Source organism: Nostoc sp. C052, from assembly GCF_013393905.1.
In the GTDB taxonomy this organism is placed as follows: domain Bacteria; phylum Cyanobacteriota; class Cyanobacteriia; order Cyanobacteriales; family Nostocaceae; genus Nostoc.
In genome coordinates this window covers 2,371,634-2,385,889 of record NZ_CP040272.1, presented here as the reverse complement: position 1 = coordinate 2,385,889, position 14,256 = coordinate 2,371,634, and the positions used below count along the sequence as shown (strand labels likewise).

The 14,256-nt window shown below is 42.1% G+C and carries 13 protein-coding genes; 2 read left to right on the top strand and 11 right to left on the bottom strand.

Annotated features, from left to right (window positions below; genetic code table 11):
• Positions 1–104 precede the first annotated feature (104 nt).
• From FD723_RS09410 to nfi, 5 genes are all read right to left on the bottom strand, one after another.
• The gene (locus FD723_RS09410; protein WP_256875124.1) at positions 105–2,441 is read right to left on the bottom strand and encodes a tetratricopeptide repeat protein; all 2,337 of its coding nucleotides are present in this window, start codon (positions 2,439–2,441) and stop codon (positions 105–107) included.
• Between the two features lie 51 nt (positions 2,442–2,492).
• Entirely contained in the window at positions 2,493–2,870 is a 378-nt protein-coding gene (locus FD723_RS42600; RefSeq protein WP_179065098.1) for a hypothetical protein, read from the bottom strand.
• A gap of 423 nt (positions 2,871–3,293) precedes the next feature.
• Positions 3,294–5,249, bottom strand: a complete 1,956-nt coding sequence (locus tag FD723_RS09400; RefSeq protein ID WP_179065097.1) for an FHA domain-containing protein — start codon at positions 5,247–5,249, stop codon at positions 3,294–3,296.
• Between the two features lie 33 nt (positions 5,250–5,282).
• Positions 5,283–5,831: an FHA domain-containing protein gene (locus FD723_RS09395; protein ID WP_179065096.1), complete on the bottom strand. Its 549-nt coding sequence runs from the start codon at positions 5,829–5,831 to the stop codon at positions 5,283–5,285.
• A 107-nt stretch (positions 5,832–5,938) separates the two neighbouring features.
• A complete protein-coding gene (gene nfi, locus FD723_RS09390) occupies positions 5,939–6,604 on the bottom strand; it encodes a deoxyribonuclease V (RefSeq protein ID WP_179065095.1) in 666 nt (221 codons plus the stop codon).
• 243 nt (positions 6,605–6,847) lie between these two features.
• On the opposite strand from nfi, the gene FD723_RS09385 reads away from it, so the two are divergent.
• Complete coding sequence (locus tag FD723_RS09385; protein ID WP_179065094.1) at positions 6,848–7,360, top strand: hypothetical protein; 513 nt, start codon at positions 6,848–6,850, stop codon at positions 7,358–7,360.
• Between the two features lie 406 nt (positions 7,361–7,766).
• On the top strand, positions 7,767–8,030 hold the full coding sequence (locus FD723_RS09380; RefSeq protein WP_179065093.1) for a hypothetical protein: 264 nt from the start codon (positions 7,767–7,769) through the stop codon (positions 8,028–8,030).
• Positions 8,031–8,264: 234 nt separating this feature from the next.
• Here FD723_RS09380 and FD723_RS09375 read toward each other — a convergent pair whose 3' ends face one another.
• The 6 genes from FD723_RS09375 to lpxC all read right to left on the bottom strand — a co-directional run bounded on the left by FD723_RS09375 (position 8,265) and on the right by lpxC (position 14,092).
• Positions 8,265–8,636, bottom strand: a complete 372-nt coding sequence (locus tag FD723_RS09375) for a hypothetical protein (protein WP_179065092.1) — start codon at positions 8,634–8,636, stop codon at positions 8,265–8,267.
• 183 nt (positions 8,637–8,819) lie between these two features.
• Positions 8,820–10,088, bottom strand: coding sequence for a DNA cytosine methyltransferase (locus FD723_RS09370; RefSeq protein WP_179065091.1), 1,269 nt, complete (start codon positions 10,086–10,088; stop codon positions 8,820–8,822).
• Positions 10,089–10,165: 77 nt separating this feature from the next.
• Complete coding sequence (lpxB, locus tag FD723_RS09365) at positions 10,166–11,356, bottom strand: lipid-A-disaccharide synthase (protein WP_179065090.1); 1,191 nt, start codon at positions 11,354–11,356, stop codon at positions 10,166–10,168.
• Positions 11,357–11,489: 133 nt separating this feature from the next.
• Positions 11,490–12,308: an acyl-ACP--UDP-N-acetylglucosamine O-acyltransferase gene (gene lpxA, locus FD723_RS09360; protein ID WP_179065089.1), complete on the bottom strand. Its 819-nt coding sequence runs from the start codon at positions 12,306–12,308 to the stop codon at positions 11,490–11,492.
• Positions 12,309–12,618: 310 nt separating this feature from the next.
• Complete coding sequence (fabZ, locus tag FD723_RS09355) at positions 12,619–13,143, bottom strand: 3-hydroxyacyl-ACP dehydratase FabZ (protein WP_179065088.1); 525 nt, start codon at positions 13,141–13,143, stop codon at positions 12,619–12,621.
• An 82-nt stretch (positions 13,144–13,225) separates the two neighbouring features.
• Entirely contained in the window at positions 13,226–14,092 is an 867-nt protein-coding gene (gene lpxC / locus FD723_RS09350) for a UDP-3-O-acyl-N-acetylglucosamine deacetylase (RefSeq protein WP_179065087.1), read from the bottom strand.
• Positions 14,093–14,256: the final 164 nt, after the last annotated feature.

Sequence of the window (14,256 nt, the reverse complement as noted above, 5' to 3'; positions counted from 1 at the left end):
ATTTTTTATACCGATTCTTTATTTTCGCAAACTCTGGTTTGATTTTTAAATTTCCATCTCTCCAATTTTGGTTTTAAATCAAAAACTAACCCCACAATTCTTTGCTATTTCTTTTGTGACAGTTCCGGGTGCGGAATGTGGGTTAAAAATCTTGCATAATTTCCCCGAACCGTCATTGTATTGGGATGATCTACACCTAAAGTACGTTCACAAATTGCCAAAGCTTGCTCAAATAAGGGTTTGCCTTCACTAAAGCGTCTTGTAGAACAGTAGAGTCCTGCGAGATTGTTCAAGCTAGTGGCAACATCAGGATGGTTGTCTCCCAGCAAGCTTTTCCAAAGTTCCAAAGCTTGCAGATGTATTTGTTCGGCTTCACTGTAGCGTCCTGTAGACTGATAGAGTGTTGCGAGATTATTCAGGCTAGCGGCGACATCGGGATGGTTGTCTCCCAGTAAGTATCTTCTCAGTTCCAAAGCTTGGTGATACAGGGGTTCAGCTTCGCTGTAGCGTCCTGTAGAACGGTATAGTTCTGCGAGATTGTTCAGGCTAGTGGCGACATCGGGATGGTTGTCTCCCAGTAGGTGTTTTCTTAGTTCCAAAGCTTGTTCAAGAAGGGGTTCGGCTTCGCTGTAGCGTCCTGTAGTATTATAGAGTCCTGCCAGATTATTCAAGCTATTGGCGACATCGGGATGATTTTCTCCCAGCAGGCGTTTTGTCAGTTCTAAAGCTTGTTCAAACAAGAGTTTGGCTTTGCTGTAGTGTCCTGTATCTATGTAGAGTCTTGCTAAATTGTTCAAGCTATTGGCGACATCAGGATGATTTTCTCCCAGCAGGCGTTTTCTCAGTTCCAAAGCTTGGTGATGGAGGGGTTCAGCTTTGCTGTAGCGTCCTGTAGAACGGTATAGTTCTGCGAGATTGTTCAGGCTAGTGGCGACATGGGGATGGTTGTCTCCCAGTAGGTGTTTTCTTAGTTCCAAAGCTTGTTCAAAAAGGGGTTCGGCTTCGCTGTAGCGTCCTGTAGACTGATAAAGTGCTGCTAAATTGTTCAGGGCAGTGGCGACATCAGGATGATTTTCTCCCATTAAGCATTTGTTCAGTTCCAAAGCTTGCAGATACAGAGGCTCGGCTTCGCTGTAGTGTCCTATATATTCATAGAGTCCAGCAAGATTGTTTAGGCTAGCGGCGACATGGGGATGTTCTAAACCAAAACGATTTTCAGTGACTTTTTTACACTGCTGCAACCAAGGTTCTGCCTGCTGATAAAGCCCTTGGCCTTGATAAAACCAGCCTAAGCCTGTGAAAGGCGCAATTAAATCCTCGTCGCTGAGATATTGGGATAAATGGGTTGCAATTTCTGCAATGTGGGAGATAAAGGGAGTGACGTTGAGAATCTCTTCACGGTTAAGCTGTTGAGAAATTTGCTTTGCCACCTCTACCATCTGCGCTGTAAAATTTGTTTTCACCTTATCCGCCTCACTTGACTCATCCAACTTCATTTGGAAAAATTGCCGAATCAGTGGATGTAAACGATATATTCCTTTACTTTGCCATTGTACTAAATGCAGTTTTCGCAACTCAGCTATAGCTTTCTCGTTGAGTTCTTGTTCTTCCTCATCTTCTATCGCCTCAAAAGATAACGGAATGTCAGCTAAGGCATACAAACTCAGCAAACAGCCTAATTTTTGTGCATTTTCATCCAACTGTTCCCAACTCAATGCAAAAGCTTCGGCAACACCGTATTCATAACGCATCAATGGGTTAGCTTTGGCGACTGCTTCGTGTTCGAGTCGCTTTTTCTCTAGCCGCTTCAGCAGTGTCTCCAGAGACAAATCTGGCATTGTATCCAGATATCGCCCCACTAACTCTAACGCCAAAGGCAAATATCCCAAGGATTTACAAATTCTTCTCGCAGCCCAAGGTTCGCTTTTGAGTCGTTCTCTATCAACCAGCGATTTTAATAATTTCATCGCCGCCAATGGTTTGAGAACACCCAAAGGTAATTGCGGCAAAGTTCTGTCAAATTTCTCACGCGTTGTCAGCAATACTTTAAATCGGGGTGATTCTGAGGGTAGATTACGCTGTACCTGTGTTTTGTAGTCAGTGACATTATCAAACACCAGCAGTACTTCACCTTGTTGCCAATTTTGCCAGCAGAATTTCAGTCTATCTGCTAATTCCCAATCGTCCGGTACAATTCTGTTGAATTTTAATTCAAAAAATCTGAAAATCTGAATTTCGACATCAATTCCCTGTGCAGATAACCAGCAAACCCCACCTTGATAATTCTGCAAATGCTGTTTGGCGTATTGGGTAGCGAGTTCAGTTTTGCCTACTCCACCCATACCTACGATCGCAACTTGTTTATTATCCTGCAAAAGTTGGTGAAGATTTTGTAATTCCTCTTCACGCCCGACAAACTCCAGTACCCCAGTCAGGGGCAAATTTTGCGGTATTTCAGTAGAGACTATCGATTCCCTTTCGGGCAACTTTAGTCAGAAATTTAAGGTGTTACCAGAAATGGTATTAGTTCCACCTTTGATATTTATTCCCTGCCAATTTTCAATAATAGTGTTCGTCAGTTGAGGTTGTGCCTCATTAGCTACAGCTTCCACAGCTTGAGCAATTTCAGGGTCTTTTTTTGCCGCTTCCTCTACTTGCTGCCCAATGAGATAAGCTTGACCATAATCTAAAGGTTGTGTTTTAGACTGTTCAATAACCTTCGCCGTGCTAGGTTCCTTGCGTTTCAGCAGAACTAACAACTTTTCGCCTTCGTTCCAAGCCTTTTCGCCGATGATTTCACCAGTTTTTTCAAAGGCTTTGGTGATGACTAAAGTTGCGATCGCAGCTGCTGTCAGTGATACTGGCTCCATAAGTCTGCCAAAATACACGATATTTTACTTATGGTTCTCAGTCTATAGTCTCTAAATAGTTAATAGTGAGCAAATAACAGAAAAAATTATAAAAAATACAGCCGGGATGAAGTTTCTAACCGCCGATTTTATTCATAATATCAGAGAGTAAGAATTCTGCGTAGGTGTAGCCCGTCGTAGACATCGCCAATTAAACCTCAGAACCTCAACGTTGCGCCTTTTATCTTCGACGTTGCACCTTTTATCCTCGAAGTTGCGTCTTTTATCCTCGAAGTTGAGCCTTTTATCCTCGAAGTTGCGTCTTTTATCCTCGAAGTTGCACCTTTTATCCTCAATGTTGCACCTTTTATCCTCAATGTTGGGATTTGGTACTCAAAACAGCCGGATAAATACTCTATTCCCCATGCCCCATGCCCCCTAATACTAAGGTGACTGATTTAACACCCACTTCAACCACTGACTAAAGGAACTTACAACATTCAACTTTTGCACTCCAGTAGCACGGGCGGCGGCGAGTCCATCAACGGCGACTAATGCGGCGTATTGCAAGCCCAAAAAACTATCAACTGCTGCATAAGGGCCACCTAAAGTAATAGCTCCCGCAGCATACATTTGACCTCTATCACTACGCATTTCTATCAATTCAAAATTGTTCGCTACAGTCAATCGCCCCAGATGATTCACTGGGAGATTGTAATGTTTCACCAAATCTGCTAGTAGGGGATTGGTATCTACCTTGGCATCCAGTCCAGTAGCGTCAACAATAAAGTCAGCGAGCAATTTCATTTCCCCAAAGCTTTGCTCTCTGATACGGGTAATAGTCCGGTTTTGGGCATCTCGTTCTACATCCAGCACCTCACCGAAGGTAATTTGATACCAACCTTCGCTTAACCCTTGGGCGGTAATTTGCTGCCAGTCTTGGCGGTCGGCGGTGGTTGTTCCACCCCAGTCTGCTAGTAAACGTTTGCGTTCATCGGGACTAGCTTTTTCTAACATTGCCCGGAGTTCGCCGCCCCAACAGGCTTTCGGCCAGTTAAAGGGTTGAAATTCGTAATGATTTTTGACTAGGCGCGTGGCTCTTTGAAATTTGTTACCTTGGGGTTTAGGCGATCGCATTAAATGCAAAACTGCAATATTCCGATTTCGTTTTCTGGCTTCATAAATCCGCTGCACAATCCGCGAAGCCACAATTCCCCGCCCCCGAATCAATACCGTACCACCATGTTGCTCTAGTTGTTCATAAACATGATCGTGGGCTTCATAAGCATTGACCACAGATTTAAAGTCTTGATATTTTTCCCTATAAGCTTGCAAATCTGGGAGAAACTGAATTGCTGGATACCCAGTAGCTAAATGTAAATAACGACTAACTAAAAAAGCATAATCTCCTGGGCCGCGAGAATAGGCTACGCAATATCTGCCATCATCAGTTTTCCGAATTCCTCTAACTCGCCCATAGCGATAAATTTGATTCCAGCCAATACGCTTTGTCTCCCTATCTATGGAATCAAAGACGTTACCAGCACGGGGAGTATAAGTTTCAGCAAATGTTGGTTCGGCAAAGACTTGCCATAAATACTTGAATGCTGAATTTATCTGTCCCTTAGTTAAGTCTCCCCAAGCCTCACGCAAGGCATAACTAGGCCAACCCCAAATATTATCAGGACAAGAGTCAGAATTAGAACGCAGTCTTTCATATAAGGGAATTTGCGAATTCAAACAGAGGCGCTTGTAACGGGCATAAGGTTCTGCCTCTAATCCCAAAGCTACAATTTTGTCAGCACGTACACCACTAATTCGCAGCAAATCAGCCCATAAAAAGCTACCCAATCCCGCCCCGATCGCTAAATAATCAGATTCATCTACTGGCAATCCCGTAGCATGAAGTGCTTGCACAGCAACCTTTTGTGCTTGAAATGCCAATGGCGGGAAATTACTTGTCAAAGGCGTTAACGGCTGGACTACAGGCAAGCTGGGGTCTGGAAGATTGGTATTTGCATTAAAGCGAATCGTTGAAGGGGGGCTAGTATCTGGTGCAGAGGCGTTAGCAACAAATGTCACCGTTATTAAATAGGGGCCAATTTGCAACGTATCGCCATTAGCCAAGACACTCCGCGTTTGTGGTTGACCATTGACATAGACACCGTTAACACTGCCTTGATCAATCACCACTAGATGGTCTTGTTCCCACTCAATTAGGGCATGGTAGCGAGAAACTTCGTTACTGTTAAGCAGCATCCGAGAAACGCGCACTCCCTTAAGTTCAGCAGGTAAACGAGCGAATTCTCGACCAAAAGCGATCGGTATATTTAACCTTGGTTCTCGCCGTTCACCTGTCGCTGGTTCTTCCCAACTTAATTGGATTTGTTCATTTGTCATTAGTTATTCTCCCCTGCCCCCTGCCCCCACTCCCTAATTCCTTGCTACCAAAACACTCACAGCCGCAGCTAAAGATGTCCCACACCAATGACAGCCAATTTGTAGATTCTCTCCTGGGGAAACTTTATGACATTTGGGGCATTCTAAGCCATAAACTCCTGGCGGTGGTGCAGGGGGTGTTAGTGGATGGTGGTGATGTCCGATGTTTACTGGTGGATGGGGTGGCAGCAAAATTGTTGCTGGAATACTACCCGTGGAAACGTTAGTAACATTGAGTTTTATTTGTCCCAAAGTAATACTAGTGCCCTCAGTTAAAGGCATTTCACCTTGGACTAATTGCCTTCCATCGACAACAGGGGGATTTTGCGATCGCAAATTCCTAATATAAAAGCGCTGTTGCTGGTGATGAAAAAAGATTTCAACGTGCAGTCCAGAGACAGTAGGGTGACTCAGAACAATATCGCACCGGAGGGGGTCGCGACCGATGCGGACAGTGCCAGGATTTTGACTTGGCTGTTGCTCGTAAATGTTCTGAGTTTTATCTTGACCTGCATCGTGCCACTGTAAAGTTAGTGCGTTCATTGTTCTAACTTTGTAAATCGTATTTAGCTACTTCAACATCTTCCTGTGCGATTCCTAACACGATTGAGTAGGTGGAAGCAAGCATTTAGAAAAAACTTCAACAAGCTTTATCTGTCCGACGCTAATTTATCAGCAATGCGTGTAGTTTCTGGTAGCCGATATTTTGGCGTGCAGCGTAATACATAGTCAATGGCTGTCGGTAAGCTAATTCGATGGCCACTGGAGATGTATAGAGGTTTTACTGCTGTGCGCGATCGCAAAACAGCCCCAACGGTTTCACCCTCATATATCAGTGGTTGCGTACTGCCTTTGGTTTCTGCCAATTCTTCATGTTTCCCTAACAACCTGGACTTAGCGACACCAATTGTTGGTATATCTATAAGTAAACCTAAATGGCTAGCTATACCTAATCTGCGGGGATGAGCAATTCCCTGACCATCACACAGGATGATATCAGGTGTTGTTTTAATCTTTTCTAGAGCATCGAGAACGGCTGGAATTTCCCGAAATGAGAGGAATCCAGGAACATAAGGAAAGGTGGTAGGACGGTGTGCTAGGCTTGTCTCAATGACTTGCAAATCAGGAAAACTCAATACTGCGACAGCTGCACGGCTAATGGTTCCATCAGCTTCAAAACCCATATCGACTCCAGCAACATACTGGATAGGTTCTTGCAGTTGATCCTCAGTAATTACTCGATCTCGCAGCGCTTCTTGGATAACTATGGCTTCTTCTAGCGTCGATGGCCAAGCATGATCTCGATAAAACTTCATATTGAAAATTGAAAGTAAACTGATTAATATTAATTCTGTTAATTTGGCAAGCACAAAAACACTAGTTTTTGATGTTGATATAGGGAAAATATAATTTTTGTAAAAATCTGTGTAAAGACTATCTTTATACTAAATATTTTAGCTCAGATTAGCTGAGATTTTGCATCTTAATGTTACTTAAGGCTGTCAAGAGGGAATCCTGAGAATATAGGTTTATTTTCCGAGATTTTTCTTTTAGTGGTTATGACACAGCCAAATATTCTCAAACTTGCAAAGCAGGGAGATGCAGATGCGATCGCATCTCTGATGAACCGCCACCTACACCCTAAAAGGATCAATGCAAAAGTTGCCTTTAAGGATGCGTCCTTAGAGGTAATACTAGAGTCTACTCAAGTACTAAATCAGCAAATTTTAGTTGCATTTATCCGCAAAGGGTTAACAGCTTTAGGGGCTGCGTCTGTTGAAATAGTCAAAGTTTATGGACAACAAACGGGTAAGGATTTTCCAGATTGGAGTAAAGAGTTTGATTTGGGCATAGAAGAAGTTGAAATAGAAGCGGTAGAGTCTTCTACTAATCCTCAAAATTTAACTATTTGTATTAACTTAAGTGGCGATACCGCACAGGGATTAACAAATCAAGATTTTGAATTTATTGCTAATCAAATCAGCACTGATATTTTATCATCTCCTACTAACGTTTTTATTCAAAAAGTAAGTATTAGTAATGGTAGTTCTATAATTACAAAAGAACGTTAGGATTTAATTTGCCTCGCACATAGACGGAGAGAAAGAGTCTCAAATAGGGAATTTTACAAGACATCTAAGAAATTTAAGTAAATTTTAAATATAGGGCTGGGAAAATTATAAAATAGTTGCTTTTGTCTATAAATGGGGAATTCTAAGATAGACGATAATTAGGTTGCGCGGGGAAAGGGGTTTAAACAAAATGAAATCAAATATTTTATCGAATGATGAAAAAATTACAGTTATCGAGACTCGGTGGAAGTATCGTAATTTAAATAAAAATTGGTTGCTAATTTTTCTGATCTTTTCAATTCCTATCATAATATACTTTTCTTCAAAACTTGTAGAAAAACTTCCCATAACCTCTAAAATTCCAACACAAATACCATCAAAATCTGTATTAGTTATACCCTCACCAGTGACTTCACAATCGCCGACTGTGTTACTTGAAAGTGATAAATTTCGAGAGGCTGTTAATCAAGCAATTAATGCAGCTAACCTTACTCAATCAGCAAAATCTCCAGATGAATGGAAAATAGTTGTGAGTCAGTGGGAAGCTGCGATCGCACTTATGAAAACTGTGCCATCTTCTAGCCAAAATTATGTAGTTGCTCAACAAAAAATCAAAGAATATCAGAGAAATCTGAACTATGCTGAGAAAAATTCTGTCGGTAATAAGTAAAGCGATGTCTACGACGGGCTACGCCTACGCACCTCAAAGCTAAACTAGATAAAGCAGTGCGTATGCTAAAGGCAGTTTTGCCACACCAGAAGAAGTGGATAAGTTTATTCATCAGGAACGATATGTATAGGGGTTTTTTAGTGCCTGAACACAGATGCAATACTTCAAACATTTAAAGTAGTCTTGATAGTAATAGTGGGTGGCTAATGCCAAACCTTTTTGTTAACTATATAGCTAATCATTAAGCAGATTTTTCACTTTCCATTTATCAAGACGTTCCATTAGCTGCCAGAGAATATTTTCTACATCTTCAAGTACAACCTTATACTCATCATATCTATATTCTTTTAAATCATAGTAACTATAGTGGAGTGTAAACCAACTAGCTTTTGGATAAATTGCAATACGATGATGCTTAGAATTTAAGTCAATAGTTGGGTGTACAATGAGGTTTATATGCGACATCGTTGCAAAAAATGAAATAAACTTGGATTCAATAATTTGGTTAATTAACCAAGGCATATAAACTAAATAAGTATGTCTTGATGTTTTTTCTAATACATACTCGTAAGCATTCTTGATGTTGTACCAATCTTCATTTGACATAACGAGAGTGTTAATTAACTCCAAATTAAAATATTAGGAAAGTGCTGCATACAAGAAATATCTGTTAAACACACTTTTAGCATATAAAAACAACGTTTTGAAAAGAATGAGTGTGTATAATTTATTATTTAAACTATACATTTTAGTTTGCGTCTGGTGTCTGCTACAGTACATTTGCTTAACTTAACAGTCACACTGATAATATTGTGCCGCTTGCGACATATTAAATTGTAATAGTTTTTCCTCTCCCAACTTGTATCGCGAACTCGGCTTAAAAGGCGAAATATTCAAACTGCGAATAATTTCTGATGCCACAGCCTTTGCTAGTAGCGGTGGTACAGAGTTACCAACTTGCCGAAATCCGTGCCATTTAGTTATATGAAATCTAAACCAATCTGGGTAAGAATGCAATCTTGCTGCTTCCCTGACGGTGATACACCTCGGCGTAGATGGATGAATCGGTCTTGGAGATGTGAAAGAACCCCTATACCTGTCTGTTCCGGCCCTTAAAGTATTGCAGACACTAGCAGGATGTAGCTTATGAAAACGACTAATTTTTTCTCTCTCGCCTTGTTGAGTATCCTGAAAACGTTTAATAGTTTCCGCAGAATGTTTTGTTCTTAAACTTGATGAAAGTATTCGCAAGTCATATTCCCGTTTGTAAGAATAATCATCATCTAGGCACTTAAGACCACGAAGTACAAGACCATATTTACTAGGCTTTTCGTATTCTGCTACAACCCAATCTCTTGTTAATAATTCAGGATATTTTTCTATTTCAGGTAAATCTCTAATTGCATCCCAGACTGTAGGACTCGATGGAATGTCAGATATTCTTTTAGAATTTGAATTATTTATTAGCGCTTGTTTAGTAATCGGCTGAGGGTATCTTGGTAACTCTACATCTTCCCTCGCACCTATCAGAAATAATCTCTCACGAGATTGTGGTACTCCGTAATTTGCAGCGTTGAGAATTTGGTAATTTTCTTCTACTTGATAGCCGTGAATTCTAAACTCGCTAATTAAGGTTTGGAGGATTTGTTTATGTTCGCCAACTGTGATCCCTCGAACATTTTCCATCACAAAGAATTTCGGTTTTAGCTCAAAAACCAGCCGATGAAAGTGAAACACCAAAGAATTTCGGGGGTCATCGATAGCTCGTTTACCAATTAGGGAAAATCCTTGACATGGTGAGCCACAAATTACCACATCAATCTCGCGATCGCCAATCTCAGACCGACTCCTAATTTCTTCCCCGGTTGTATCCACAACACTTTTACATAACACTGAGCAATAAGGGAAGTTAAACTCATGTGTTGCACAGTGGATCGGGTCAATTTCCACAGATGCTAGCACATCAAAACCAGCTTGCTCAAAGCCAAGAGTCATACCACCCGCGCCAGCGAACAAATCAACTGCGATCGCTCTTTGTTTTTTCATCTCATAAGCCATGACACCTCTAAGGGGATTGGGGATTGGGGATTGGGTATGACGTATTAAATATAGAAAATTTTCCTAGTCTCTAGTCCTCAGTCCCCAGTCCCTAGTCCCCGATCCCCACTCCCTGGCAACATTTGCAAAATTTCTAGAGCAGCGCGATCGCATACCCCAACTTCCCCTAAACACCGCCGCATTTCTTCATAATCTAGCAAAGTTTGTTCTCTGCGACTGGGATTGAGTAGTAATTCCATTGCTGCTTGGATAATATTTTCTGCCGTAGCTTCCTCTTGTAAAAATTCTGGCACAATCGGCTTCATAACTACTAAATTAGGTGGCGATGCAAAGCTTATAGAACCTTGGAGGATTTTACGAGCTATCCAAGCAGTTAGGGGACTGAGGCGATAAACTACCACTTGCGGCACGTTTAACAAAGCAAGTTCCAGGTTGACAGTACCAGATTTGCTAACGGCTAAATCAGCCGCAGCAAAAACTTCCTTTTGTTGAGCTAATAGAACTGTAGCCCGTAAACCGTAACGCTTAATAGCCTCTTCAATTGGCTGTCTATAGACTTCCAGTGACAGGGGAATCCAGAAACGAACTTCAGGTAATTTAGCTTGAATAGTTTGGGCAGCTTCAAAAATAATTGGTAAAAGATATTTTAGTTCTTGGCGGCGAGAAGCGGGGAGGAGTGCGATTGCAATCTCTTCTGGCGCAATCCCCAGGGTTGCACGGGCTGCTTCCCGACTGGGAGCGTCCTGCATCCGGTCAAGCAAAGGATGCCCTACCCAACTAACTTCTGCCCCTTTCTCACGAAAGTAACGGGCTTCTTGTGGAAAAATTGCCAACAGCTTATCTGTAAAACCAACAATTCGGTTAGTGTTACGCACATTGAGCGACCAAGCCCACTCTTGGGGAGCAATGTAATAGACTACAGGCACATGTGGTAACTGCCGTTTCATGTAAGTCCCAATTCCCAGATTCGGACTCATGTAGTCGATTAGTACCACTAAATCAGGTGGATTTTGCTTTAAGGAAGCGATCGCTTGACGTTGCACCTGGAGGGTCGGTAAAACATAAGGTAGCCCTTCTAGAATACCCATTGAGCCAATACTGCTAGTATTACCTAGCAAAACTGCTCCAGCCTCTACCATTTTTTCGCCTCCCAGTGCCACAATCTCTAATTCCAACCCAATCGCCCCAGCTTGACGCTTCAGCGCTGAAATTAGCAGCGACCCTTGTAAATCGCCAGATACTTCGCCAGTGCTGATAAATATCCGCATTTTATAATTAAAGTTAGGAGTTAAGAATTAAAAGTGAAGAGTTAGCAGTTAGGAGTTAGGAATGAGGAGTGAAGAGTTAAAAAAATTAATTTATCAACTCATAACTCATAACTCCTAACTCCTAACTTTTAATTCACGATTCATCACTCACGCCTTTTTTCCCTTTACCGGGAATTAAGCCACGTCTTCCTGGCATCTGAGAAAGTAGCAGAAAACGGCGTAGATGCTGCAACTCTTCGCTATTGCCTAACAATTCCAACTTTTCCAAGGCATCCTTAAAAGACAAATCAGAACGGTAGAGAATGCGAAAGGCTTTTTTCAGCGTCAGTAAATCTGCTGAATCCATACCAGACCGTTTGAGTCCGACAAGATTAAGGGTTCGTACCCGCGCCGGATTTCCTTCCACCAGCATATATGGGGCCACGTCCCGATCAATACGTGCCATACCTCCCACCATTGCGTGTCTACCAATACGCACAAATTGGTGGACACCTAAAACCCCACTCAGCCTAGCACGGGACTCTATATGAACATGACCAGCCAACGCCACAGAGTTAGCAATCACTACTTGGTCTTCAATCACGCAGTTATGAGCTACATGGACATAAGCCATCAGTAGATTGCCATCACCAATTACCGTTGCTTCACCAGCACCAGTAGCGCGGTTAATAGTAACGTACTCACGAATCAAATTGTTATCACCAATTTTGACCCAGGTTGGTTCTCCCACAAACTTGAGATCCTGGGGTTCCATACCGATGGCTGCACCTGTAAAAATTTGATTTTGCGCCCCAATTTCACAAGGCCCCTCTAGCACTGCATGAGCGCCGATTATTGTTTCAGGGCCCACTTTGACATGCGCTCCAATCACAGCATAGGCACCGACTTGCACTGTATGGTGGAGTTCCGATTTCGGATGAATTACAGCAGTTGGATGAATTAGCGTTTTCAAGGGTGAATCTCCAGAACTGTCTTGATAAGCCAGCGCCGGGGCGGGTTTCTAGGCAACGTATGACTCTGCTAAAGAGAGTTATACCAACTGCCGTCCCATCGAGGCAACTGACATTGTTGAGCGTGAAGTATTTTCAGTGAACGAAAGTGCCAGGCAAAGCAAGTTAAGTGTGTTTGTGAGTGCGTCTCTTAGAGAGGGCGGCAAAAATCAAGAAATTATCAGATGCTACTGTGAATTTTTTGACTGTTATCCTTTTTCAGAATGCAGTAGGGGCATTTCACGGCTATGCCCTTACCACGAAAGCAAACTTTTAGTTAACTAGAGAAAACATTAATTCCCCTTCACAAGCAAGTTGACCGTCAACTTCGGCACGACCTTGCATCTTACCGAAACGACGTTGTTTTACCCATAACAGTTCCACCGTCATTACTAGTTGATCTCCCGGTATGACCTGGCGACGAAAGCGGACTTTATCGATACCAGCGAAGACAAACAGTCCGCCTTCTACCGAAGACATTTGAGTTAGGACAATGCCCCCAACTTGTGCCATTGCTTCGACAATTAACACCCCTGGCATCAGTGGACGCCCAGGGAAATGTCCTTGAAAATAGGGTTCGTTGATAGTAACATTTTTAACACCAACGGCTTTTTTACCTGGAACGTAGTCAATTATTTTGTCTACAAGTAAAAATGGGTAGCGGTGGGGTAGTAATTTCTGAATTTCTTCAGATGTGAAAGTTGTTTTAATCTCAGAACTGATTTTAGTCTCATTTATAGCCTGTGGTTCGGTAGATGTAGTCGTATCGATCGTATTCACTTCAGTGAGGATTGACATTGGCCGTGTAGTTGATTTTTCATCTGAAAGTTGAGTAGGCTAGCCGTATATCCAAAGTCTTATTAATCCTAGATTTTAGGCTTTAGTTTGAATCTAAAATCCCAAATCCCAAGTCTAAAATTCTTTGAGCCAGTTGAATGTGTAAATTATGACTGGCTTTATACGCCAAGAAATGAGCGCGAGGAAAAGTTCCTAGTAAACTTAAATCTCCTACTAAATCCAAGATTTTATGACGGACTGGCTCATTTGCAAATCTCAATGGTGGATTTAGCCAGCCTTCAGGCCCACAAACGAGTGCATTATCCAAACTGCCACCTTTAATTAACCCTGTTTTTTGCAAGTGTTCAATTTGATGCAGTAACCCAAAAGTACGCGCAGGAGCAATTTCAGCAGCAAAGCTAGCAGAAGTTGTTCCTTGTTCAGTTGTTAGTGACCAACTATGCCATTGATTACCAATGGCTGGTAGCTCAAAATCAATTCCGTAACTAAACCGGGTTTCTGGTGCTGGGAGGGCAGATACAAAAGCATCTCCTTCATAGATCCATAAGGGTTCTGTAATAGCCAAGGGAACTTGGTTATTAACGGTTTGTGATACTAAGCCAACTTGGGCAATGTTGGCTGTCCACACACTTGCTGAACCATCTAAAAGTGGGACTTCTGGGCCATCAATTTCAATCCGGGCATTATCCACGCCCATACCCGAAAGCGCTGCTAACAAATGCTCTACTGTGCGAACAGATACCTCACCCTTACCCAACTGAGTTGAGAGAACGGTGTGACTAACTGCTGCAACTTGGGCTGGAATGATTGGCAAATCCGGTAAATCTACCCGCACAAAATAGCGTCCACTTCCCGCCTCAGCAGGTAGTATCCGCACTTGGGTATTCACACCGCTATGCAGTCCCACCCCTATTTGGGTGATTTGGGCTGCTATAGTGTGCTGCTGCATAGCCGAAAAGTCAATATATTTCCTTTAGTATTTTTCATCATCTGTTTTGGTAAAGTCCCTGATATTCCCCGAAAAATGTCATTAATCCCTTTATCGGAACAGTATTGAGGTAAATGTAAAAATTAGCAAGCTAATCCAAAAAAGTTAATTGTCCTTTGTCCTTT

Excerpts from the sequence above, each read along its gene's own strand:
- FD723_RS42600 (WP_179065098.1), bottom strand. The coding sequence starts at position 2,870 with ATGGAGCCAGTATCACTGACAGCAGCTGCGATCGCAACTTTAGTCATC.
- FD723_RS09400 (WP_179065097.1), bottom strand. The coding sequence starts at position 5,249 with ATGACAAATGAACAAATCCAATTAAGTTGGGAAGAACCAGCGACAGGT.
- FD723_RS09395 (WP_179065096.1), bottom strand. The coding sequence starts at position 5,831 with ATGAACGCACTAACTTTACAGTGGCACGATGCAGGTCAAGATAAAACT.
- nfi (WP_179065095.1), bottom strand. The coding sequence starts at position 6,604 with ATGAAGTTTTATCGAGATCATGCTTGGCCATCGACGCTAGAAGAAGCC.
- FD723_RS09385 (WP_179065094.1), top strand. The coding sequence starts at position 6,848 with ATGACACAGCCAAATATTCTCAAACTTGCAAAGCAGGGAGATGCAGAT.
- FD723_RS09375 (WP_179065092.1), bottom strand. The coding sequence starts at position 8,636 with ATGTCAAATGAAGATTGGTACAACATCAAGAATGCTTACGAGTATGTA.
- FD723_RS09370 (WP_179065091.1), bottom strand. The coding sequence starts at position 10,088 with ATGGCTTATGAGATGAAAAAACAAAGAGCGATCGCAGTTGATTTGTTC.
- lpxB (WP_179065090.1), bottom strand. The coding sequence starts at position 11,356 with ATGCGGATATTTATCAGCACTGGCGAAGTATCTGGCGATTTACAAGGG.
- fabZ (WP_179065088.1), bottom strand. The coding sequence starts at position 13,143 with ATGTCAATCCTCACTGAAGTGAATACGATCGATACGACTACATCTACC.
- lpxC (WP_179065087.1), bottom strand. The coding sequence starts at position 14,092 with ATGCAGCAGCACACTATAGCAGCCCAAATCACCCAAATAGGGGTGGGA.